This is a genomic window from Pseudomonas sp. MIL9, assembly GCF_016887925.1.
GTDB classification, from domain to species: domain Bacteria; phylum Pseudomonadota; class Gammaproteobacteria; order Pseudomonadales; family Pseudomonadaceae; genus Aquipseudomonas; species Aquipseudomonas mohnii.
This window is the reverse complement of the sequence record NZ_JAFEHE010000011.1, coordinates 94,263-116,997: the sequence shown is the minus strand read 5'-3', so window position 1 is coordinate 116,997 and position 22,735 is coordinate 94,263. Positions and strand designations below refer to the sequence as shown.

Here is a 22,735-nt window from a genome sequence, read left to right as displayed (position 1 = left end):
TCGCTGCTAGACTCGAACTATTCCTGATGAGACTGACTTATGGCGCTACATCGTTTTGGCCTCCCGCTCACAGCCCTGCTGTTGACGTCGGCTTTCCTGCCAGCAGCCTACGCTGATTCGCTTGAAATCGCTCTGGCCAAAGCCGCGCCAAATGCCAATGCCAAAGTCATCGCCCTGGCGGTACGCGCCACTCAATGCACCCGCGCCCAAGGCGCAGCCCCGGCGCAGAGACTGGCAGTGATCGATTACTCACTGCCTTCGACCGAACAACGCCTGTGGGTGTTCGATCTGAAAAAACGCAAACTGCTCTTTCACGAACTCGTCGCCCACGGCCGCAACAGCGGCGAAAACATGGCCACCCAATTCTCTAACCAGAATGAAAGTTACGCCACTAGCTTGGGCCTGTTCCGTACGCAAGAAAGCTACCTCGGCTCGAACGGCTACTCATTGCGCATGGAAGGCCTGGAGCCAGGCTTCAACGATAACGCGTTCGAGCGGGCAATCGTCATTCACGGCGCACCGTACGTCAGCCCGGTCCTGGCCCGCGCCAACGGCCGTATCGGCAGAAGCCTGGGTTGCCCGGCGGTCAGGCCGGCGATTGCCCATCGGCTGATCGACTCGATGAAAGATGGGCAACTGCTGTTTTCCTACTACCCGGATCAGCGTTGGCTGAAGTCTTCCTCCTACATTAATTGCGGGAGCGGCACCGTGGCGTCGTCAGAACAGACCACTAAACGCCAGTAATCAAAAAGGCATCGTTTGATATGAATCAATGGCAGCCACTCACTGGGGATTAGGCTCGAAACACATCCTCAGTTCGGGTACACGGCCATGCAAAAGCAACTCATATCACTCGTCGCCGCGCTGCTCATCAGCAGCCCATTGATCGCTTTGGCCGCGAATGAACCGCCTGCCAACACCTCGCCAACCGTACCGGCCACCACCACCGCACAAGACAAGGCGTGGAGCGAACAGCTGCAAAAAATGCAGGCCGCCCACGAAAAAATGGCCGCCGCCAAAACCCCTGCTGAACGTCGGATCGCCATGCAGGAAGGCATGGATGCGATGAGGGGTGGCATTGGCATGATGCAAGGCCAGTGCCCAGGCATGGGAATGGGAATGGGAATGGGAAAAGGAATGGCCGGTGGCAAGTACCACTCAGACCAGATGATGGACTTGATGCAAAAAATGATGGATCAGCAATCAAGCATGATGAAGCAGCCGCTGGGCCAATAGCCGTGCCATCGTGACGAGGAGAACAAGCGGGAGGCGGCGGCTCAAGTTATTGCTGTCACAATAAACTCGAAAAAAGGGCGTTCCACAGAGTTGGAACGCCCTTTTTTGTTGCCAACGGCAGCCGAGAAACTGATTCGCTACACTCAGACCTCTTCAAACCCTCACAAAAGCCCAAAAAATGAAAATCCCACAAAGCGCGATGATGCTCAGCGGCCTGCTCGCTCTCTCCCTTGGTGCGTCGGCGGAAGGCACCTCACATCTGGACAGCGTCCTCCAGCAAGGCCAACTGCGCGTCTGCACGACGGGCGACTACAAACCCTATACCTCCAAAGGCGAAGACGGCGAATACGCCGGGATCGATATCGCCATGGCCCGCTCCCTGGCCGACAGCCTCGGCGTCAAGGTCGAATGGGTGCCCACCACCTGGAAAACCCTGATGCCGGACATGCTCGCCGGTCAATGCGACATCGGTATGGGCGGCATCTCGGTCACTCTCGAGCGGCAGAAAAAGGCTTTCTTCAGCACCACGCTGGACGTCGACGGCAAAATCCCGCTGGTGCGCTGTGAAGACCAGGGCCTGTACCAGACCCTCGAGCAGATCAACCAACCCTCGGTGCGCCTGGTCGAACCTGCGGGCGGCACCAACGAAGCCTTCGTTCACGCCTTACTGCCCAAGGCGCAACTGAAACTGCACGACAACGTCACCATTTTCCAGGAGCTGCTGGACAAGAAGGCTGACGTAATGATCACCGACGCCTCGGAAGCGCTGTACCAGCAGAAACTCAAACCGGGGCTGTGCGCGGTCAACCCGACGCAATACATGCAATATGGCGAAAAAGCCTACCTGCTGCCCCGCGACGACATGACCTGGAAGCTATACGTCGATCAGTGGCTGCACCTGGCCAAGGTGACAGGCAATTACCAGAAGATTCTGCGGCAATGGCTGGCGGTGCCTGACGCGAAGTAACGCGTCACACCAGCCTACGGTGAAAGAACACAGCCCTGTAGGAGCCGGCTTGCCGGCACCTACAGAGGTCAAACGGAACACCCTCAGTCGTCGTGCAGCAACCCCGAACTGTACTCGCCGAAGCTGTTGCTCAGCGCATTGCCATGGAAATTCATCTTGTTGGGGTTGGAACCGGTAGGCCCCGGACCAAAGCCAGCGGACGGCACGGATTCAGCCGAATAGGTTTCATGAGACGTCACCCCCGAACAGGCGCTCAACAGCAAAGCACCGGCGATGAGCGAGACTTTGAAGAGGTTTGAGATCATTTTTCGGGTTCCTGTGGGGTGGGTAAGCGGTGGCTGGGTCTTGTCCGTTCATCCTAGGCCGGTGGTGTGTCGGGGATTATGAAACTTGGGTGGGTGACAGCGTTGGTTCAGGTAGTGCGGTTTCTGAATGAAAAAGGGAGTGATCTTCTTCATTAGTATCGTTCCGAGAATTGATAAAGGATCTGCCAGCATCACTTCCACATGATGGGTGGCAGCTGTGCGCAGGTGTGGAAGACCGGGGATCTAGGAACCCGGCGCACCCGAAAGTGCCCCTCGCACAGCCGCCATAATTTAACAGCAGACATGAAAAAAGCGCCTGCTTAAATTCAGGTGGCGCCTTGTGCGCCTAGATCTTGAGAAGGGCTTCCACACCCTTGCCGCTGATGTTGCAGCGACTGTAAAAGGGTATCGGGGTGGCTAGGGGAATAACAATATGGGCAATGTCGACGCGAGTTGAGGGAGATTTCCTACATTTGCTATATGGCATCAACAGCCTGGAAATTCAAAAGACGCAATTGCATCGCTCCAAACGGGAATCTCAGCGAATAGCCCAATCCTGTTAAACGCCACACCTCCCAGCCTCATCGATTCCAGATATCCAAGTTTGCTTAAGCGATCAACAGTAATGAAGAATTCATCAAGATGACGCTCGCAGTGATGATGACGCCTGAATGACCGTGATCCCCCATATACGGTCATTTACTCGACGGTACCGTGGACGAGATTCCATCTTGCCCTCGCCGTGGATCGCGCCTCCCTCCGGAAGGTCAAGGAGCCACCTGATAGGTCGACTGCACTAGACCCGAAGGAAAGCATCGGCTGCTTACCAGCTTCAATTCAATGTCCTGCGTAAGGGCCCCGAACAATGGTCTTCCCGACCCGATCAGCACGGGAACCGTAGTGATCACCATATCGGCGACTAACCCGTCACGCAGGAATGATTGCACCAACTGTCCGCCATCGACATAGACACGACGCACACCTTGCCTCGCCAGTTCCGCCAATAGGTCTGAAGGAGTGAGGCTGGAAAAACGCACCTTGCCCTCCAGCGCCTCGGGCACCTGCGAATCGGCCAACTGTTGAGACAACACCACTACCGGCCGGTCGTAGAACCAGGTGTCGAAGGTCAGCACTTTCTCATAGCTCCCCCGCCCCATCACGATCGCATCCTTGTCGGCGATGAAGTCCAGGTAGCCGTGATCCTCGCTCTGATCATCGCGCTGCAATAGCCATTCAATGCCCCCATCGGTACGGGCGATGAAGCCATCCAGACTGGTGGCGATGAAAACATGTGCAGTGGTCATAGGAGTCTCCTTATTCAAAAAATGGGGACGGATTTAGTTGTGCAGTCCCCATTTACGCAGCGCAGCAAACCTGAACTGTACTCGCCGACGCTATGCTCAGCGCATTGCCCTGGAAATTCATCTTGTTGGGGATGGAACCGGTCGGCCCCGGACCGAAGCCGGCAGATGGCACGGATTCGGCCGAATACGTTTCATGAGACGTCACACCCGAACAGGTGCTCAACAGCAAAACACCGGCGATGAGCGAGGCTGTCTCCCAAAAAAGGCACTGTCCTACACGAAGACAGGAATTGTCCGTACACTTCGCCATTGCTGCGTTTTTGTCACGAGGCCTATAGTCCGTCCAGCGCCAAAATGGCGTGTCGGGTTTGGCGACTCGATGGCAATTGAACTGAAGCTTCCGAGCATTTCGGAGCGCTTCGGAACGCACCTAGCTACCTGTTTTATGGTGGCTGTGCGCGGGAGACCCAAGGGTCTGCCGGTTTCTCCATTGCCCGGTTCGCCAACCCGCGTACGGCTACCACCCTCTCGTTTGGCGACGATTGAGTGATAGCTCATTCAAACTAATGGAGCTTCGCTTATGAATGAGTACATGGCTTTAACCAGCAATGCCGATGATCTTCCCTCGCTATTTGTGAACACCACACAACCCTTGCACTCACTGCTCACCACGGCCAGATATAGAATCGGAGCCGTGACTCAGGTTCTCGAAAACCTCGCCATGCGCGGCGAAATCAGTACCGACTCGGTCATCCTCAGCGACTTCGCGCTGCTGTGCAGCATTCCGTTGCGCGATGGTTGCGATGTGCTGGATGTCATTGCACGACGTTTGGACGCTGAACCGTCCTGATCTCACAAAAGGGGTGCCCTTCCTCGGCGCCCCTTTGGCCTGCCTCACTGCGATACGGGTCATTCAGGCTGAAACATCCACCATGAGGCCACCAAGACCGGTATCTCTATGAACTAGCCGGAAGACTTGTCGAATTTTCTCGCCGATCTGGCCAGGACCAACGGACAAACTACGAGCCATCTGGCGATGGCCGCTCTGCGCGACTACATCAAGCACGAAAAGACGCTGGCTGCCCAGATCAACTGACCAAGGCCAATTCGTCCCGGATGAACAGGTCGCCGCGATGCGTGCCCGGCGCTGGCGCCGGAACGTGCCGGACGTACCACGCCCCCCTAAAATCCCGCCTCCCGCCACGCCACCGCCCCAGCCGCCCGTATAAACCTCGCCGCCGGCGATTCCCAGCGCCCGGCGATAGCCACGCGGCCTCGCAGGAGCGGGCTGGTCGCGGGAAGGTTGGCCTCGATGTCGAGGATGACGCGGTACACCGCTTGTTCAGGGTACAGAATGCCGTTGTTTTCCCGCACCAGCACGTGGCCACCGGACAAGGTTGCCAAGGCCCCCTCGCCGAGGGTTCGACTGGCGTTGCGGTCAATGCTGCTGATCCGTGCGGTCAGGTCCGGGCCGCCCAGGCCGTCGGCGATGAACAGCGCGCGGTCGCCGATGGCCAGGCGGCGGATTTCGTCCTCGTCGACGTAGGTCACCACTTGCCAGGGGCCGTCTGCGATCAGTTCGCCCAAGGGTTCCTGGTTTTTCAGCCATTCGCCCGGACGCAGATCCGGATCGATATCCACCAGCCGACCCGGGTACGGCGCCATCGGTCGAAAGCGCAGCAGGTCAGCGCCTACCGTGGCCTGCTCGGCATTGGCATGAGCCAGTTGGCCGTGCAGTAACTGCCAGTCCTTACGGGTATTTTTGTCAAAGGCAGCGGCGCCAGATTGCCAGCTGAGGGCGGACTGCCTCGCAGTGGTTTGGGCTCCACGCAGTTGCAGATCAGCCGAGTCGAGGCTGAGCAACGGCTGGTTGGCGATCACCGCTTGGCCATTGGCCACGGGCAGCGCCGTCAGCCTGGCGTGCGCGGGCGCATAAAGCTCCATGCGTTGTTGCGGTTGCAGCAGGCCACTGGTCAACACGCGGTTTGGCCAGGGTAAAAAGAGCAGCACGACCAGCGCCAGCATCAGCAAGCCCGAAACGCGCACTCGCCCGCCCTGACGAATCGCCGGCCAACGAGTACGCCATTCAGTGAACTCACGCCAAAGCGGCAAGGCAATGAACCAGCTGATTTCTACCGCGAACAGAAAGATGCCCAGCGCCTTGATGAAGAAGTGATAGACCAGTGCCGCAATGCCCAGAAACAGGACCAGCCGATAGATCCACACCGCCCAGGCAAAGATCACCAGGCCCTTGTGCAGGCGCGGGCTGAAGTGTTCCGGGGCCGGCTCCTGAAGCTTGAACAAGCGCTCGCGCAGATCCCAGCGGGCCAAGGCAAACGCGCGGTTGTGCAAGTTAGGAAGACCGAGACAGTCGGACAGCAGAAAGTAGCCGTCAAAGCGCATGAACGGGCTCCCGTTGATGATCAAGGTCGACACCCAGGTGGTGGTCGACAACAGGAAGGCCACCTGTTTTGGGCCGCCGTCGGGCAACCAGGCCCAGGCCAGCGTGGCCCACGCGGCGATCGCCAGTTCAGTGAGAATGCCGGCGCCTGCCACCGCCAGGCGCTGACCACGCCGAGGCAGCTTCCAGACTTCGTTGGTATCGGTATAGGCCACCGGCCACAGCACCAGTAATGCGACCCCCATGGTGGGTACGCGGCAGCCGAAATGCTTGGCGGTCAAGGCGTGCCCAAGTTCATGGCAGACCTTGGCGAACAGGATGGCCGCCCCATACGCCAGCATGCCCTGCCAGGTCAGGGTATCCATCAAGGTCGCCACGAAGCGTGTACTTTCGCGATAGGCCGCCACGCCACCCAGCACCGCGGCCAGCAGCGTGAGCACCCAGAACCCGCGAGTAAACAGTAACGAAACGTAAGGCAAAACCCGGCGCAGCATGCGATCCGGTCTTACCAGGGGGATGCGCAAGAACAGGTAGTTATGCAGTAGCCATTGCATCCAGCTGCCGCTTTGCCTGGCCATCTGGGCCGCCATGGCCGGCGCCGCTCCGGCTGCCGGCTGCAGCAATTGCTGGTTACGCAGGAACGCCAGCAACTCGTCAAAGGCTTCAAGGTCGAGGGCCAGAGTGGTATCACGGTTGATCTGCGCGATGATTTCCTCGGGTTGGTGCAACGCCCAGCGACCGAGCATTTCAAAGCTGGGCCAGTCGATCTGAAAGAACAGGTTGCGCGCCGGGTCGTGCAGCGTCCAGCTGGGTTGTCCGTCACGCAGCCGAGGGCCCGGGACAATGGATAAGTCTTCGCGCAGGGCCGGCAGCAACGAGGGCATCTGCAACCCCGCCTAGAGGGCTAGAAACTGGCGTACGACGGCCAACAGCCGACGCAACACCCAATAAGCCAGCGACACCTGATCGCCATAGAGCTTGACGGTTCCCTTCAGGCCGATACGTTGGTCAGCCGCAGTGGCCAGCGTGGCACGCACCCGGTAGGCATAACTCCCGTCGGGACGCGCGGTTGCCCGATGGCTCATATAGCGCAAGGTGCCAGACAGCGACGTCAGTGGCGAAGCCGCCAGATACAACTGCACCTGCGCCTGCTCGGCCAGTGGAATGGCATCCCCGATAGGTACCCACGCCTCGATCTCGACATCATTGGCCGCCGCGACCTGCATGATTTTTTCGCCGATCTGAACTGGCCGACCAATCCACTCGCTGGGGTCGTCGAGCAAGACGATACCGGCGCCAGGTGCCAGCACCCGGGAGCGCTCGGACTGGCCCTGCAAAAACGTGGCCTCGGCTTCTTTTTCGGCGATCGTGCCCAGCAATGTGGAAATCTGCCCACGCGCCTGCGGGTCGTTGAGCATCATCTGCGTCGCTTGCCGATACTGCGCTCGGGCAGTTGATACCGCCTCGCGCGCCACGGCGAGGCGGCTGTCCAAAGGTGCCTGGTCGAAGGAGAACAACAATTGCCCAGGGCTGACGGACTCGTTGGGGCGCACACTGAAATCGGCGATCACGCCATCCAGTGGCGCACGAATGGTGTCCGGGTTGGCCGGCACCAGTTCACCCTGAGCCAACACCGTCAAGCGCACAGGGAAACACATCACCCCTGCCAGTATCAGTGCCACCACCAGGTAACGCCGCCAGCGTACCGTCGTCGAACCACCCCGCCACCAGGCACGCCAGCCCAGCGGTGACCAGCGCGCGGGGCGCTGCAATGCGCACCAGGCGTGCTGCCAGATGTCTCGCCATTCGCACAGTACAGGTTCCAGCTCCACCGCCAAGGGCCAGTCACTGGCCAGCAGCAGCCCGCCGCCGACGGCATTCAAGGGCACCCAGGTGGCAGCGCCAGGCAACCATTCGCCCCACTCTGTGCGAATGTCCGCTGGCAGCGAGGCGATGTCCACCGGCAACGGGCTATCCGCCGGGTGAATGGCCGAAAGGTGCTCACCCAAGAGCCGCAACCACTGCGCATAGGGGACGTTGCCGTCGACCGAAACCACGCCGGACAGCGCGCGTACACCGCCGTCGGTCATCCATAAAGCCGCTTGGCGATAGGCGAGCAACAAACGGGTGTCGTTGACCAATAAAAAGCCCAGCTCGGCAGTGCTGGTTGCGGCCCGGGCCCGCTGCCCGAGCTCTATCAGTGTCAGCAGCGGATTGACCGACGCATGCACCGCCGTGGAACCCGCGACGTCGATGGGTGCCCCGTCGCTCATAGCGGCCTGCCGGGCACACCCGCACTCTGCGCCAGGCCCGCCAGGCCCGCCAGGCCCGCCAGGCGCTGCCCGCTCGTCGTGCGCGCGTCATGCAGTTGCTGACTCAGGCTGCTGCGCCCGGTGGGCTCGGCCACGGCCGCCGCAGGGTTTCGGCCAACCGGCGCCTGGGCACGATGGTCACGCTGGATGACGATATCGAACGCTTGTACCGCTTCATGCCCGATGCTGTCCCGGGCCATGACCCGCACCGTCAACTTGCCGGCAAAACCTTCGGGCGCGATGCCCTCGAATCGCCCATTGCGCGGGTTGAACTTGAGCCAGGGCGGTAGCGGCCGGCCATCTTCGAGTTCAGCGCTCAACTGCAGACGCTCTCCCGCGATGCTATGGCTGAACGCATGGGTATCGAGTTGCACGCTGATGCGCTCACCGCTGCGCATCACCAGATTATCGATAGGCCGGCTCGCCACCAGCACCTCACGGCCCACCGACAGAGGCGCACTGACGCCGGGGCCAAGCAGTTCGGCAAGCCCGCCACGGATCGGCGCGTCCGCCTGCAACGTCTGGCCGAACAGGCCGGGCGACTGCCAAGGGCTTTGGCTGGCAACACTCAGAGCCGGCGGGGGCGGTGCACTCTGATCGCTAAGGCTCGGGGGCAGCAACGAGGCGGGATACACCACGGACGGCATAGGCACGGGGACCACGGGCGGTGTCTGGAACAGTGCGGGGGCGGTAACGGCATTGCTGACCACGAGCTCGCCGTTGCTGCTATCGGTGGCAACATTGCCGGCCAGATCGGTGACGGTGGCGACCACGTTGTACTGTTGGCCGGGAGCCAGGTTCAACCGGCCACTGGCCGGCACTGCGGTGGCCAGATCCAGTCGCCAGGCGCCCGCCACCGGCGTGACGTCATAAGTTGCCCCGCCGACGCTGACCGTCAGGTGTTCATCCGGTGCCAGCGTCACACTGCCGGTCAGTGTCGGCGTGGTGCTGGTGGTGGTCTGCGCATCGACGCTCGGGACGCTGGCCGTAGTGTCATACACATAGGCTTGCGACCTCACGGCGCCGTCGTTGCCGACAAGGTTGCTGACCTTGACCAGCAGCGTGTTGCTGGCGGTCAGCGTCTGGCCACTCAGCGACCAAGTGTCAGCACCTACGCTGGCACTGGCAGTCGTCCAGGTTGCGCCGTTGTCGAGCGATACCAACACTCTCTCGTTGTTACCCAAATTGGCCGACAAGGTGCCGCTGATGGTTTGCGTCGCCACGTTGGTGATGAAGTCCGAGGACGAAGCACCGCTGTCTTGAGAGAAATTGATGCTGCTGACCAAGGTCCCGGGTGTGAGCGTCCCCACGATCAGTTCGCCCGCAGTAGTGTCGCTGGCGGTATTGCCGGCCAGGTCGGTAACGCGGACCACCACGTCGTATTGCTGGTTCAGCGCTAGCGCCAGGGCGCCGCTCGCCGGCACTGCGGTGGCCAGATCAAGGCGCCAGGCACCGGCCACCGGCGTAACATCGTAAGTCGCCCCGCCGACGCTGACGGTCAGGGTTTCGCCGGCCGCCAGGGTGGCACTGCCGGTCAATACCGGGGTCAGGCTGGCGGTCGATTGCGGGTCGATGCCGGGGACAGTGGCGGCGGTGTCATACACATAGGCTTGCGACAGCGCCGCGCCGTCGTTGCCTGCGGCATCGCTGACCTTGACCAGCAGGGTGTTGCTGGCGGTCAGCGTCTGGCCGTTCAGTTGAAAGGCATTGCTGCCGACGGTTGTGCTGGCGGCGGTCCAGGTGGCGCCATTATCGAGCGAAACGTACACCACCTCTCCCGAGGCCAGGTTCGCCGACAGGGTACCGCTGATGCTCTGCGCGGCGACGTTGGTGATGAAGTCGCTGGTCGAGCTACCGCTGTCGTTCGACAGGCCCACGGTGGCGACAGTGGTGCTCGGGCCGGTGGTGTCGAACACATAGGCGCGGCTGGTGGCAACCCCATTGTTGCCGGCCAGGTCGGTGACGCGCAGCTTCAAGGTGTCACTGGCGGCCAGGGTCACGCCGTTCCAGGTCAGGGTCGTGCCGCTGACCTTGCTGGTGATGTCGGTCCAGGTGGCGCCGTTATCCAGCGACCCATAGACAACGTCGCCCGCGGCCAGTGCTGCGCTGAGGGTGGCGCTGATGGTCTGCGCAGCCGTATTCGTGATGAAATCGCTGTGGCTGATGCCCGTGTCCGCAGACAGCGACAGACCGCTGAAGGTGATGGTCGGCGCGGTGGTATCGAGCACGTAAGCCTGCGAATAGCTCGCGCCATTGTTGCCGGCGTCGTCGCTGATACGCACCTTGAGCGTCCCGCTGCCGGTCAGTGTCTGGCCGGCCAGCGTCCAGGTGCTGCTACCGACGCTGGCGGTGGCCAGGGACCAGGTCGCGCCGTTGTCGAGTGACACGTAGACGTGCTCGCCAGACGCCAGATTGGCCGCCAGCGTGCCACTGATGGTCTGGGCTGCGGTGCGCGTAACGAGGTCGACGGCCGAGGTGCCGGTATCGGCGGAAAAGACCGCGCTGGCCGCGGTGTTGGTCGGCGCCGCGGTATCGATGACGATGTCCTTGTTGGCGCCCAACGACCCGGCCGTGCCGGGGGTGGCCAGGGTTAGCACGGCGGGCTGGTGGGCACCGCTGGCATCGATGATGGTGGCGCCGTTGAGCGCCAGGGCGCTGGTCGAGCTGTAGTCGAGATCGGCGCTGTTCTGGCCGGCGCCGACGGTGTAGCTGAAGGTCAAGGCATTGGTGCCCGACCCACCGGTGTAAGTGGCAGTGCCGCCACCGTCCAGGGCCAGCGTCGGGGTGCCGCCGGTGGTATCGACGGTTACCGCTGTAGAAAAGTCGACCGTGAGGGTGATGGTCTGGCCGCTGCCATAGGCACCGTCGGCGGTACTGGCGCTGATGCTGGAGATGCTCGGGCTGCTGCCGTCTACGCCAACACCGGCGGTGCTGCCGACGCTGTTAAGGGTGGTGCTCGCGTCGTTGCCGGCCTGGTCTCGCAGGCTACCGCCGTTGAGGGCCAGCGCGCCGACGGTGATGCCATTGCTATCGATATCTCCATTGGCCACGGTATAGCTGAACACCAGCGCGCTGCCACCGGAGCCGGAAACATAGCTGGCATATCGAGTCGTGGCGCCGACCACGATAGCGATACGGGGCGTACCGCCCGTGGTGTCGACGTACACCGCTTCGTTGAAGTTGACCGTGAAATTCAACGCGCTGGCGCTGTAATACGTGCCGTTGGCCGGCACGGCGACTGAACCCACCGCTGGCCCAATGGTGTCGACCGTGACCTGCGCCGCGGACGACGCCGCCGAGACATTGCCTGCCGAATCGGTGGCCGTGGCCGTGAAGACATGCCCACCGTCGCTGCGCACGCCAGTGGTGTAGCTCCAGGCGCCACCCGTGGCGACGACGCTGCCCAGCAGTGTGGCGCCATCGTAGATGCTGACAGTGCTGCCGCTTTCGGCTGTACCGGTCAGCATGGGCGTAGCGTCATTGGTGACCCCATCGGAATTGGCCATCCCGCTGTCACTTGCAGTGGCGAGCGTGATGGTCGGTGCAGCCGGTGCGCTGCTGTCCAGTACGTAAGCCTGGCTGCGAACGGCGCCCTGGTTGCCGGCCGCATCCACCAACTTGAGCTGCAGGGTGTTGCTGGCGGTAAGCGTTATGCCGTTCCAGTTCAAGGTAGTGCCGCTGACCTTGCTGGTGATGTCGGTAAAAGTGCTGCCGTTGTCCAGTGAACCATAGAGGATGTCACCCGCGGCCAGCGCGCCGCTGAGCGTGGCCTGGAGGGTCTGTGACGCACTGTTGGTGATGAAGTCGCCCGCGGTACCCGTGTCGTTGGAAAAACTCAAGCCGCTGAACGTGGTGGTCGGCGCGCTGGTGTCATACACGTAGGCCTGCGACAAGACCGCGCCGTCGTTGCCCGCAGCATCGCTGACCTTGACGCGCAGGTTGCTGCTGGAGGTCAGGGTCACACCGGCCAGCGACCAGACGTTGCTGCCCACGCTGGCACTGGCGGCCGTCCAGGTCGCTCCGTTGTTGAGCGAGACATACACCGTATCCCCCGCCGCCAGGTTGGCCGACAAGGTGCCGCTGACCGTTTGGGCGGCGGTATTGGTGATGAAATCAGTGCTGGACGTACCGCTGTCGTTGGAGAAGCTGGCGCTGGCAATGCTGTTGGCAGGCGCAGTGGTGTCCAGGGTGTACGCCCTGCTGGTGACCACGCCGTTATTGCCGGCGCTGTCGGTCACTCGCAGCATCAGGGTGTTGCTGCTCGAAAGCGTGGCACCGTTCCAGGTCAGGGTAGTGCCGCTGACTTTACTGGTGATGTCGGTAAAGGTGGCGCCGTTGTCCAGCGAGCCATAGAGGACATCGCCTGCTGCCAAGGTATTGCTGAGGGTAGCGCTGATGGTCTGACTGGCGGTCTTGGTGATGAAGTCGGTACTGCTGGTGCCTGTGTCCACTGATAACGCCAGGTTACTGAGTGTGGTGGTCGGTGCCGTGGTGTCCAGCGTGTAAGTGTGGCTGTAGGCGGTGCTGCTGGTGGCGTTGGTATTGATGACGCGGGCCATGAAGGTGTTGCTGCCGGCCAGCGTGGTGGTGGTGCTCCAGCTGGTGGAGCCTACGGCATAGCTACTGGCGTTGTTCCAGGTACTGCCGTTGTCGTAGGAGACTTGCACCCGCTCACCCGTGCCCAGGGCAGCCGACAGCGAACCGCTGATGGTCTGGCTGGCGGTACTGGTGACGAAATCGCTGGCGCTGGTGCCGGTGTCGGCGGACAACGAGGCGGAACTGACGGTGGCAACGGGTGAGGCCAGCTTGACGTCGGTGATGATGAAATTCTGGAAGATCGAGTAGTCATTCGAGTCGATGGTGACGCGGACGACGTCGTTGATGCTCTGGCTGAAGGACGATATCGGGACCATCATGTTCGGGTCTACGCCGCCCTGGTCGAAGTTGCTGGTGCTACCGTTGGCGTACGTCAGCGTGAAATGCAGGGTGCCGGTCCAGGCTTGCGCGGTCAGGCCGGTGAGGTCGAAGGTATAACCATTCTCGGCGGTGATGACCAGGCGGGTGCCGTTGCCGCCCCCAATGGAGAAGTTGAAGGGATTCAAGCCGGCATCGAAGCCCATATTGTCGGCCTGGAAATAGATGTGGACCGTGCCGTTGCCACTACCACTGGTATTGCTGACCAGCCTGTCGATCGTGATATTGGTGTAGTCATAGTTCGATTCGGCGCCGTTGAAGTAGACGGTATCGAGCACGCCGTCGTACTGGACCAGCGCCAGCTCCCGAGTGTCGATGACGCCGCTGTGCGCCTCCAGCGTCCAGTTGCCGCCCAGGCGGGCGGCGCCGGTGAGGTCGGTCGATGCGGCCACGTCAGCGCCGGTCGCCTGTGCCAGGCCGCTGAGCAATGCTGCGCCGTCACCTGCGCCCACATCGCAACCGTATAGCAACAGGTCGCCGTCGGCGGTGAGCGCCTGACCCAATTGCGCCAGTTCGGCTTGAGTGGTGCTGTCGGACAGCGAACTCTGCGTCAGTTGCGACGAGCCCAGGTTGAGCACACCTTCGGAGCCATGGGACAGAATATGAATCGCATCCAGCCCACTCTGGGTGCTGGCCCAGGCAGCAATTTGCGCCAGGCCATCCTTGCTGCCGTCGAACTCGACGATGCCAACGCCATCGCGCACGCCGGCTTCGAGGGCCTTGTAGTTGGCCACCGAGGTATCGACCAGAGCCACTTCCTTCTTGCCGCTATCCTTGGCCGGCTCGGCCTCGCGCACCGTGACCGCCGGCGGTACCGCCGCCACCACTGCTGCGTCCGGCGCCTGTGCCGCGTGGGCCGCATCGGCCACTGCCGCGCCGTCGAACATGAAGCGCTGCTCCAACGACAGCAACTGCGAGGTGCGAAGCAAGCGCGGGCCACTGGCGGCCTTCAATGAAGAACGCAGCAGAGACTCGAGGGACTGGGTCATGGCTAACTCCTGGGCGCTACCGTGCACGCAGTGGAATGAAGTTTTGATCAAGCAGGCCAGGTATCACCTAAGGCGGCGTCATTGCCACCCGACCACTCATGCCCGCCATCAACTCGGGGAAACGACCGTCGATGACCGCGCCGAGCTTGATCGATTGGGTCACCGCATCCACCCGGGCGCCGATACGCTGGACCTTGGCGGGATAGGTCTTGCCCGTTTCGTCGATATTGACCTGAAAACCGCTACCGGGATGCAGCCACGCCAACCAGCGCGAGGGCACGATGAATTCGAGCTCCAGGGTGCTGTCATCGAGGATTTCCAGCAGCGGCTGGCCGGGCTGCACGAATTGCTGCTCGCGCACTTTCTGCTCGGCGATGCGCCCGGCGAACGGCGCGGTAATCTGGCACTTGCTCAGCACCGTGCGGCTGCCCGACACCTCGGCCTGGGCCTTGAGCGCTTGCGCTTTGGATACATTCAGCTCCACCTCACCGACCGAGTTGAGCTGCGCCAGTTTCTGATTGCCCTTCAAGCTGGCATCGGCGGCCATCAGAGAGGCTTGAGCCTGAGCCAGTTGCGCTTGCTGCAGCAGGCAATCGAACTGCACCAGCACCTGCCCCTGCTTGAAGGACCCGCCTTCGGCCAGTGGCAGACGGGTAATTTTCGCGCCGATCTCGGCGGACAAGGTGGTATAGCGCAACGGCGTCAGCTGCGCGCGAATTTCACGGTTATCGAGCCCTGAATCGGCATCCGGCACAGCCGCGTGCGCCACGCCCCAGCAGAGCAACGCGGCGACTGCGAGCGGGAGGCGCACCGCTTTCATGGCGCCGCCTTGATGGCAGGCAACTGGCCCTGATTCCAGGTTTGCAGCGCGCTGCCCACGGCGCTGGTCAACTGCGCCAATGGCATGCTCGAGGCTCCTTCTATGCTCGGCTCCAGCCCCAGCGTCGCCTGTAGCCGCGAAGCCGCCGCCTGGCTGCTGGACAACGCTTGATAACGGCGCAATTGCGACAGCACCGAGGCGCTTTGTTGCGAAACCCGATCCAGTGGCGTGACCTGCGCCGCCTCGGCCTGGTTGGCCACTTGCTGTGCCAGGCGCTCATCCACCGAGGCAATGGCATCAGCACGCGCCAACTGGTGAGTAGCGTTGGCATATTGCAGGCGTGCAATGTGCAACTGGGTCAGCACCACCATCTGCGTGGCCATGCGCCGCTGATCCGCCAAGGCCACCCCGGCATTGGCCAGGCGCATTTGCGCGGGCGCCGACAACAGCCCGAGCAAGTTGTAGGAGATCTGCACGCCTGCGTCGGTCCAATTGCGGTTGATCAGGTATTGATCGTTACTGGTCTTGTAACCGTAGTTGAACGATATCCCTGGAAACAGCTTCAGCAGCGTGCGCCGGGTTTCCTCTTGGGCGATACGTGCGTTGTAGATACCTTCGCGCAGGTCCGGGTTGCGCACCAGGGCATATTCTTCAAGTTGCTCCACCGGCTGATTCAGCCAACTACCGTTATTGTCGGTGGCAGGCTCGACGACGACGAAATCAGCACCCAGCGGCAAGTTGGTCAATGCCGCCAACTCGACCCGCGCGGTGGACAATTCCTGCTCGACCAACTCCATCAGCCGCAGGTTTTCCAGCAACTGTCGCTGATAGCGCAGCGGCTCCAGGGGCGAGCGGACTTTTACTTCTTCGGCACTTTGCGCATCCTGCAAGGCCGCTTCGGAGTCGGTGATGGTGGTGCGCACCAGCGGCATCAGTTTTTGCGCGGCCACCACGCGCCAATAGGCGCTGCGTACATCCTGCATCAGATTGTGCAGGGCCTTTCGGCGGCGCTCGGAGGCTATCATTACGCGATCGGCATTCTGCCGCGCCGCGTAATAACTTTGACCGAAGTCGAGCAAACTCCAGGAGATACCGATCTCGCTGGTGACGGCTTCGCGACTGGAGGAAATGTATGGGTTGGCCAACGATTGCGCACCGGTGACCGAGTCCTTGCTGTTGGTAATCAGCTCGTTGTTACGCCCGCGATAGCCCCGGCGGACGCAATGAGCTTGGGCAGCATGTCGAACTGCCCGACCTCGAAGGTCCCGGCGGCGACTGCCTCTTCCATCGCCCGGTAGCGCTGCTCGGCGTTGTACTTGATGGCACGGGCCACGGCGCCTTCGAGCGTCAGCGGGCCGTTCAGGGGTTCGACATCACGTACCAGCGCGGCCTTGTCCGCCGCCACGATGGGGCGCACATCGGACTCCTTCAGCGCCGCTTCGTCGTACTTCAACGTGGAGCAACCGCTCAGCATCAACAAGCCACTGAAAGCGAGAACATTACTGGCGAACGGCAACTTTCGAGCTGAACGAGACAGGCGCATTGAAAAATCCCTGAAATTGAATATCCCTGAAAACTCACAACCGCGACCTGACTGAGAACACTCTTACTGGCGCACTGCGGCTCCCGAGTATAAACACTGCTTATTGGCACGCCAATGGCGTGCGATTTTCAAGTTGTCGACAACCTGCCGGAAAACTTTAGCCGTCGTGATTACGCGGGAATGGCTTCGACCGGCCCACCGCCTGCTCCAGTGTCCCGCCTTTGTGTGCACTGCCCCGCCTTTATTGTGCCAGTCCACAACCGCGCAACTTCCTATCGTCGAGTCCTACCCCGCTCGACGACTACGATCACCTGATCAACCACGTGTAGCGCTGGGAGCCGCAGATCCGCGCAACGTGCAGCCCCGGGCCAGCACCGCCATCGCACTCAAGCCCGGTTGAAGCCATTGAGGACGACTCTGCGGCGCTCAAGACGCCGCTGATCGAGCGAGCCCTGAGTGCTGGGCTCGGCCATTTGCTATAGGGCATCAACAACCTGAAAGTTCACGAGGCGCGGTTGCATCACCCCAAACGTGAATCTCAGCGAATAGCCCAATCCTGTTAAACTCCCCACCTCCCAGCCTCACCGATTCCAGATCCCCAATGTCCGTAACCAACACCACACCTGCCCCGCTCTCCCGCCGTTTTGCCGTCGCACCTATGATGGATTGGACGGATAGACACTGCCGTTTCTTCCTGCGCCTACTCTCAAAAAACGCCCTCCTCTACACCGAAATGGTCACCACCGGTGCTCTGCTCAACGGCGATCACGAGCGTTTCCTGCGCCATAACGACGCCGAGCATCCTCTCGCGCTTCAACTCGGTGGCAGCGTTCCGCTGGATCTGGCCGCCTGCGCTCGCATGGCCCAGGACCACGGGTACGACGAGGTGAACCTGAATGTCGGCTGCCCGAGTGATCGGGTGCAGAACAACATGATCGGTGCTTGCCTGATGGGGCATCCGCAGTTGGTGGCTGATTGTGTGAAGGCGATGCGGGATGCGGTGTCGATTCCGGTGACGGTGAAGCATCGCATCGGCATTAATGGGCGGGACAGTTACGAAGAGTTGTGTGATTTCGTGGGGACGGTTCGGGATGCCGGGTGCACCAGTTTTACCGTGCATGCGCGGATTGCGATTCTGGAGGGGTTGTCGCCGAAGGAGAACCGCGACATTCCGCCCCTGCGTTATGACGTGGCGGCGCGGTTGAAGGCGGATTTTCCGGAGCTGGAGATCATTCTCAACGGCGGGATCAAGACGCTGGAAGCCTGTCACGAGCATTTGCAGACGTTCGACGGTGTGATGCTGGGTCGTGAGGCGTATCACAACCCTTATGTGATGGCCGAGGTGGACCAGCAGTTGTTTGGCAGTACGGCACCGGTGATCACTCGCGCCGAGGCGTTGGCGCAATTGCGGCCGTATATCGCTGCGCACATCGATGCCGGCGGTTCGATGCACCACATTACCCGCCATGTGCTTGGCCTGGGCACCGGGTTTCCGGGGGCGCGCAAGTTTCGGCAGTTGTTGTCGGTGGATATCCACAAGGCCAAAGAGCCGTTGGCGTTGCTGGATCAGGCGGCGGCGTTGCTTGAGGGGCGCTGACGGTCGGTTGCTTTGAACCTGTGGTCTGTTTTGGCATCGTATTTACCGAGACCTCGCCCCGCCTTTCAAACAGCCGTTTTCAGGTTGTTGCCGCAGGGGCCATCGATACACGTAAGCGCCCTTGAGTGGCTGTCAGCGCTCGGGTAATGTCATCAGACCCATAGGACAGAGCACGCCCATGACTTCCAAGCTGGAACAACTCAAACAAATGACCACCGTCGTTGCCGACACCGGCGACTTCGAAGCAATCGCTCGGGTTAAACCGGTAGACGCCACCACCAACCCTTCCCTGCTGCTCAAAGCGGCGGCGATTCCTGCTTACGCCGAATTGCTGAACGCTTGCGTCAACGACTGCAAGGGCGATGTGGGCTTGGCCAGCGACCGGTTTGGCGTTGCAGTGGGTCAAGAAATCCTGAAAGTGATCCCGGGGCGCATTTCCACCGAAGTGGATGCGCGCCTGTCATTCGACACTGACGCCGTATTGAAGCGCGCGCATCGTCTGATCGAGCTGTACGAAAAGGCCGGCATCGGCCGCGACCGCGTGCTGATCAAGATCGCCTCCACCTGGGAAGGCATCCGCGCGGCGGAGATCCTGGAAAAGGAAGGCATCCAGACCAACCTGACCCTGCTGTTTTCCTTCGCTCAGGCGGCTGCTTGCGCTGACGCCGGGGTGTTCCTGATTTCGCCGTTCGTGGGCCGTATCTATGACTGGTACAAGAAAGCCAACGGCAACGACTACACCGGCGCGGACGATCCGGGCGTGCAGTCGGTAACCCGCATCTACAACTACTACAAGGCCAACGACTACAAAACCGTCGTGATGGGCGCGAGCTTTCGTAACCTGGGCCAGATCGAACAACTGGCCGGTTGCGACCGCCTGACCATCAGCCCGGACCTGATCGACAAGCTGGCGGCAGATACTGGCAAGCTGGAGCGAAAACTGGCGCCAGGGCATGCCGGTGAAGCACGCTTGAGCCTGAATGAAGCGCAGTTCCGCTGGTTGTCCAACGAGGATGCGATGGCGACCGAGAAACTGGCTGAAGGTATTCGTCAGTTCGCGCGCGATCAGGAGAAACTCGAGGCATTGCTGCAAGCCAAGCTGTGATCTAGTTCGACATACGCGCAAAAAAGGGCGAACCATCGGGTTCGCCCTTTTTTGTGCGCATCAGGCAATACGCTGGCTTCGCAACGGCCTCAGGGGATCAATGCCGCTCCAGCGCATTCACCAGATCATGGAACGCTTCGCGATTATGGTCGTTCAGCCCCATGAGGATCTTGTGCGCTTCCAGCACCTTGATTCGCACCACTTCTTCGGACTGGTCCTGATCAGGCAGGTCGTCCAGGCATTCCGGGCACGGCACGGGCTTGTCAACGATGTTGAACACTTGCTCGAAGCCCATGGACTGCAGCAGCCGGGTGATGTCTTCGTGGGTGGTGACGACGGTCGGCAGCAGGCCGACCTTTTGCCGCGAGAGAATCGACAGCTTGGCCAGAAGGCCAAGGGTGGTGCTGTCGATGCTGCGGGTTTCAGTCAGGTCGATCACGATGGTGTTGAAATTCAACGCCGTGAAGATCCGATCAATAGTCGCATCCAACGCCGAACACAGGGTCAGGCGAACTTCACCGACGAACTTGAGGACGAAGGTGCCGTCCTGCTCGGCGAACTGGATTCTACCGGTACTCATTAAAGATTCCTGCTCAACACCAACAGGGCGATATCATCCGGCATCTCCCCTAGCGTGGCCAATCCAAAAACCTGCCGCAGACCATCCAGGCTGCCGCCCGCCGCCTTGACCCGTTGGGGCAATGCCGCTTCTTTTTCTTTGAGTGTGGGTTCTGGCAAAAGGTCCAGAATGCCATCAGACATCAGCGTCAAGCTGAAGGTCGGCGGCAGTTCCAGCACGTGGTCTTCGTAGGTGGCTTCGTTGAAGAGGCCCACCGGCAGGCCACGCCCTTCCAGGTAACGAACACTGTCGGGTGTGTACAGCACTGGCAACGGCAAATGACCACCGATGCTATAGGTCAACAAACCTGTCTCCTCGTCGATGACTCCACCGACCATTGTGACGTGTTTACCCAGCTTACAACTGATCAGGCCCCGGTTGATATGACCAAGAACCTCTGAAGGCTTGAATTCCGGCAATGTACCGCTGCGCTTGGACTCGAACAGCAGGCGCGTGGTCATGAACTTCAACAGCACGGTGACGAAGGCTGAAGAGGCGCCATGTCCGGAAACGTCCGCCAGGTAGAACGCCACCCGGCGCTCGTCGACGCGGAAATAGTCGACGAAATCACCCGACAGGTACAGTGACGGGATGATCTGGTGAGCAAACTTGAACTCGTCGATGGTCCAGGGGCTGACCGGCAGCATGTTCATCTGCACCTGGCGACCGGCATTCTGGTCTTCCTGGAGCAGGTTCAGGCTGGCGGCGAGCTCACGGTTGGCCTTCTCCAGCTTCTCGCGGTAGCGCTGGTTTTCCAGGAGCAGGCGCGCACGATCCAGGGCCCGACGCACAGAGTGCTCGAGCACGGCCAGATCTTCGAGAGGCTTGATCAGGTAATCCGCTGCGCCCAGGCGCAACGCTTCGACCGCGTCGTTCATCACACCGGCGCCCGACACCACGATCACCGGCGTTTGCGGCGACAGCTCGGTCACCTGGCGGATGAGTTCGAGCCCGCCCATCTGCGGCATGCGCAGATCGCAGATCACCAAGTCGGGCTTGTCTTGCTCGAATACCTGAAGACCCTGCTGGCCATTGCTGGCCTGCAAGACGCTGAAACCACTGTCTTCCAAATAGGCGGCGAGGCTCGCGCGCACTACCTCGTCATCATCGATTATCAGCAGCGTGGCACTGGTTTTTGGCATGTGGGCAAACGGCGCCAGAATTAGGTTGGCGTAGCGGCTCGGGTTTTTGGCCCGGCTCAACTACTGGATTCGCTTTCTAGCCTCTCTGGCGCACTGTTTTCGAGCATTGGCCCGACACACGTGTACACCAGAGGTGCCCTTCTAAGGCGCAGACGGTACTCCCATCCGCGAGGCGTTTCAAGCTCACGCCGATGGTCGCTTGACGTCTACACTTGTCAAATCACCGAGAGTTATAAGAACCGTCAAAACCGTAACCCAATGGAAGGATCAAACCCATGAGCCAAACCCGCCGAGACTATAGCGAAAAGCGCGATTACATCCGCATGCGGGTCGATGCCGATGTGTCGCTGATTCATGAGGGGGATGAGGTGCCAGCCGTCTGTATCGACCTTTCCAGCAGTGGCATGCAGCTTCAGGCGCGACGCTCGTTCGGGGTCGGTGACCGGCTACTTGTACGCATTGAATCCGAGCATGCCGCGTTGAAAGGGCTCGAAGCCGACACCGAGGTGGTGTGGGTGAAAGAATTGGAAGACGGCAATCAGAAACTCGGCCTTACAATATTGAGAATGAAATAACGTCGCTCCAGACGAAAAAAAAGCGGCCCGATGACGGCCGCTTTTTTGTTTTATCGGTCAGGATTTAAAAATCGTCTTCGACCTGACCGTCCTTGACCTTGAATTCGCGGTTCTGCAAGTACGCGTTACGGATGAAGGTGTACTTGTCGCCAGTGATCAGCTTCTCGCTCGACAGCAGGTTGGCGCGGGTGTCAGTGACATCCAGGGCGTAGAACGAGTTACGCACCGGCACGTCATTCACATAGCGGTAAGCGCCGGTATAGGTGTCGGCGAATTTCGATGGCGCGTCGCGCAAAGTGCTTGGGCCCAAGAAGGGCAGCATTACGTAAGGACCACTGCCCACGCCCCAATAACCAAGCGTCTGGCCGAAGTCTTCATCATTGCGATGCAAGCCCATCTTGGTGCCGACATCGATGAAACCCAACAGGCCGAAGGTGGTGTTGAAAATCAGGCGTGCCGTATCGACACCGGCGGCGGCCGGCTTGGCTTGCAACAGGTCGTTGGCCAGGTTGCGCACATCACCGATGTTCTGGAAGAAGTTATGAATGCCGTCTTCGACAAACTGCGGCGTCACGTACTGATAGCCCTGGGCCAAAGGCTTCAGCGCATAGGTGTCGAGTACGTCGTTGAACTTGTAGATCGGGCGGTTGATGCTTTCCCAAGGGTCGTCTTCCGAAGCTGCCTGAGCAACGAACGGAACCAGCAACGCGCTGGCGTACACACAAAGCTGAGCTAGATGATGACTCCAGCGCATAGAAAAACTCCTTGGATTTTACAGTCGTCGGCGTATTGGCCAAGCCTAAAGGACGCCAGTATATGACGGAAACACCGCTTTAGGCAGCATTG

At 60.7% G+C, this 22,735-nt stretch carries 18 protein-coding genes and 2 pseudogenes; 8 read left to right on the top strand and 12 right to left on the bottom strand.

Annotated elements, in window-relative coordinates:
- Positions 1-39: 39 nt before the first annotated feature.
- The 3 genes from JQF37_RS14050 (at position 40) to JQF37_RS14040 (ending at position 2,203) form a co-directional block, all read left to right on the top strand.
- Positions 40-744, top strand: a complete 705-nt coding sequence (locus tag JQF37_RS14050; protein WP_130207031.1) for a murein L,D-transpeptidase catalytic domain family protein — start codon at positions 40-42, stop codon at positions 742-744.
- A gap of 87 nt (positions 745-831) precedes the next feature.
- The gene (locus JQF37_RS14045) at positions 832-1,236 is read left to right on the top strand and encodes a hypothetical protein (protein ID WP_130207033.1); all 405 of its coding nucleotides are present in this window, start codon (positions 832-834) and stop codon (positions 1,234-1,236) included.
- 178 nt (positions 1,237-1,414) lie between these two features.
- Positions 1,415-2,203, top strand: a complete 789-nt coding sequence (locus tag JQF37_RS14040) for a transporter substrate-binding domain-containing protein (protein ID WP_130207035.1) — start codon at positions 1,415-1,417, stop codon at positions 2,201-2,203.
- An 83-nt stretch (positions 2,204-2,286) separates the two neighbouring features.
- On the opposite strand, the gene JQF37_RS14035 is transcribed toward JQF37_RS14040, so the two are convergent.
- The 3 genes and pseudogenes from JQF37_RS14035 to JQF37_RS31385 all read right to left on the bottom strand — a co-directional run bounded on the left by JQF37_RS14035 (position 2,287) and on the right by JQF37_RS31385 (position 4,053).
- Positions 2,287-2,508: a hypothetical protein gene (locus tag JQF37_RS14035; RefSeq protein WP_130207037.1), complete on the bottom strand. Its 222-nt coding sequence runs from the start codon at positions 2,506-2,508 to the stop codon at positions 2,287-2,289.
- 767 nt (positions 2,509-3,275) lie between these two features.
- Positions 3,276-3,812: a dihydrofolate reductase family protein gene (locus JQF37_RS14030; protein ID WP_130207039.1), complete on the bottom strand. Its 537-nt coding sequence runs from the start codon at positions 3,810-3,812 to the stop codon at positions 3,276-3,278.
- Between the two features lie 14 nt (positions 3,813-3,826).
- Positions 3,827-4,053, bottom strand: a pseudogene (locus JQF37_RS31385) (hypothetical protein).
- A gap of 339 nt (positions 4,054-4,392) precedes the next feature.
- On the opposite strand from JQF37_RS31385, the gene JQF37_RS14025 reads away from it, so the two are divergent.
- Together JQF37_RS14025 and JQF37_RS14020 are read left to right on the top strand one after the other, a co-directional pair.
- On the top strand, positions 4,393-4,662 hold the full coding sequence (locus JQF37_RS14025; protein ID WP_130207041.1) for a short-chain dehydrogenase: 270 nt from the start codon (positions 4,393-4,395) through the stop codon (positions 4,660-4,662).
- 126 nt (positions 4,663-4,788) lie between these two features.
- Positions 4,789-5,041 (top strand): annotated as a pseudogene (locus JQF37_RS14020) (CopG family transcriptional regulator).
- Here JQF37_RS14020 and JQF37_RS14015 read toward each other — a convergent pair.
- From JQF37_RS14015 to JQF37_RS13990, 6 genes are all read right to left on the bottom strand, one after another.
- Complete coding sequence (locus JQF37_RS14015; protein ID WP_204149688.1) at positions 4,995-7,097, bottom strand: HlyD family efflux transporter periplasmic adaptor subunit; 2,103 nt, start codon at positions 7,095-7,097, stop codon at positions 4,995-4,997. The pseudogene JQF37_RS14020 and the gene JQF37_RS14015 sit on opposite strands and share 47 nt — an antisense overlap.
- 12 nt (positions 7,098-7,109) lie before the next feature.
- Complete coding sequence (locus tag JQF37_RS14010; protein ID WP_204149687.1) at positions 7,110-8,486, bottom strand: HlyD family efflux transporter periplasmic adaptor subunit; 1,377 nt, start codon at positions 8,484-8,486, stop codon at positions 7,110-7,112.
- Positions 8,483-14,488, bottom strand: coding sequence for an Ig-like domain-containing protein (locus tag JQF37_RS14005; protein ID WP_130206050.1), 6,006 nt, complete (start codon positions 14,486-14,488; stop codon positions 8,483-8,485). The genes JQF37_RS14010 and JQF37_RS14005 overlap by 4 nt, the downstream gene beginning before the upstream one ends.
- A gap of 67 nt (positions 14,489-14,555) precedes the next feature.
- A complete protein-coding gene (locus tag JQF37_RS14000; protein WP_130206048.1) occupies positions 14,556-15,308 on the bottom strand; it encodes an efflux RND transporter periplasmic adaptor subunit in 753 nt (250 codons plus the stop codon).
- Positions 15,305-16,453, bottom strand: a complete 1,149-nt coding sequence (locus JQF37_RS13995) for a TolC family protein (protein ID WP_204149686.1) — start codon at positions 16,451-16,453, stop codon at positions 15,305-15,307. The genes JQF37_RS14000 and JQF37_RS13995 overlap by 4 nt, the downstream gene beginning before the upstream one ends.
- A 38-nt stretch (positions 16,454-16,491) precedes the next feature.
- Positions 16,492-16,851 (bottom strand): hypothetical protein, encoded by a 360-nt coding sequence (locus JQF37_RS13990; RefSeq protein ID WP_204149685.1) that lies wholly within the window; start codon positions 16,849-16,851, stop codon positions 16,492-16,494.
- Between the two features lie 601 nt (positions 16,852-17,452).
- Between JQF37_RS13990 and dusA the strand changes: the two genes are divergently transcribed.
- Both dusA and tal read left to right on the top strand, forming a co-directional pair.
- Positions 17,453-18,448, top strand: a complete 996-nt coding sequence (gene dusA, locus JQF37_RS13985; RefSeq protein WP_204149684.1) for a tRNA dihydrouridine(20/20a) synthase DusA — start codon at positions 17,453-17,455, stop codon at positions 18,446-18,448.
- A gap of 178 nt (positions 18,449-18,626) precedes the next feature.
- Positions 18,627-19,553 (top strand): transaldolase, encoded by a 927-nt coding sequence (tal, locus tag JQF37_RS13980; RefSeq protein WP_198131993.1) that lies wholly within the window; start codon positions 18,627-18,629, stop codon positions 19,551-19,553.
- A 97-nt stretch (positions 19,554-19,650) separates the two neighbouring features.
- Here tal and rssC read toward each other — a convergent pair whose 3' ends face one another.
- Together rssC and rssB are read right to left on the bottom strand one after the other, a co-directional pair.
- Positions 19,651-20,133: an anti-sigma factor antagonist RssC gene (gene rssC, locus JQF37_RS13975; protein WP_047531307.1), complete on the bottom strand. Its 483-nt coding sequence runs from the start codon at positions 20,131-20,133 to the stop codon at positions 19,651-19,653.
- A complete protein-coding gene (rssB, locus tag JQF37_RS13970; protein ID WP_047531309.1) occupies positions 20,133-21,314 on the bottom strand; it encodes a two-component system response regulator RssB in 1,182 nt (393 codons plus the stop codon). Before rssB ends, rssC begins: the two co-directional genes overlap by 1 nt.
- A gap of 275 nt (positions 21,315-21,589) precedes the next feature.
- Between rssB and JQF37_RS13965 the strand changes: the two genes are divergently transcribed.
- Positions 21,590-21,889, top strand: coding sequence for a PilZ domain-containing protein (locus JQF37_RS13965; RefSeq protein ID WP_130205952.1), 300 nt, complete (start codon positions 21,590-21,592; stop codon positions 21,887-21,889).
- 64 nt (positions 21,890-21,953) lie between these two features.
- Here the strand turns inward: JQF37_RS13965 and JQF37_RS13960 are convergent, their stop codons facing one another.
- Positions 21,954-22,643 carry a VacJ family lipoprotein gene (locus JQF37_RS13960; RefSeq protein WP_130205950.1) on the bottom strand — a complete coding sequence of 230 codons (690 nt, stop codon included), beginning with the start codon at positions 22,641-22,643 and terminating at the stop codon, positions 21,954-21,956.
- Positions 22,644-22,735 lie beyond the last annotated feature (92 nt).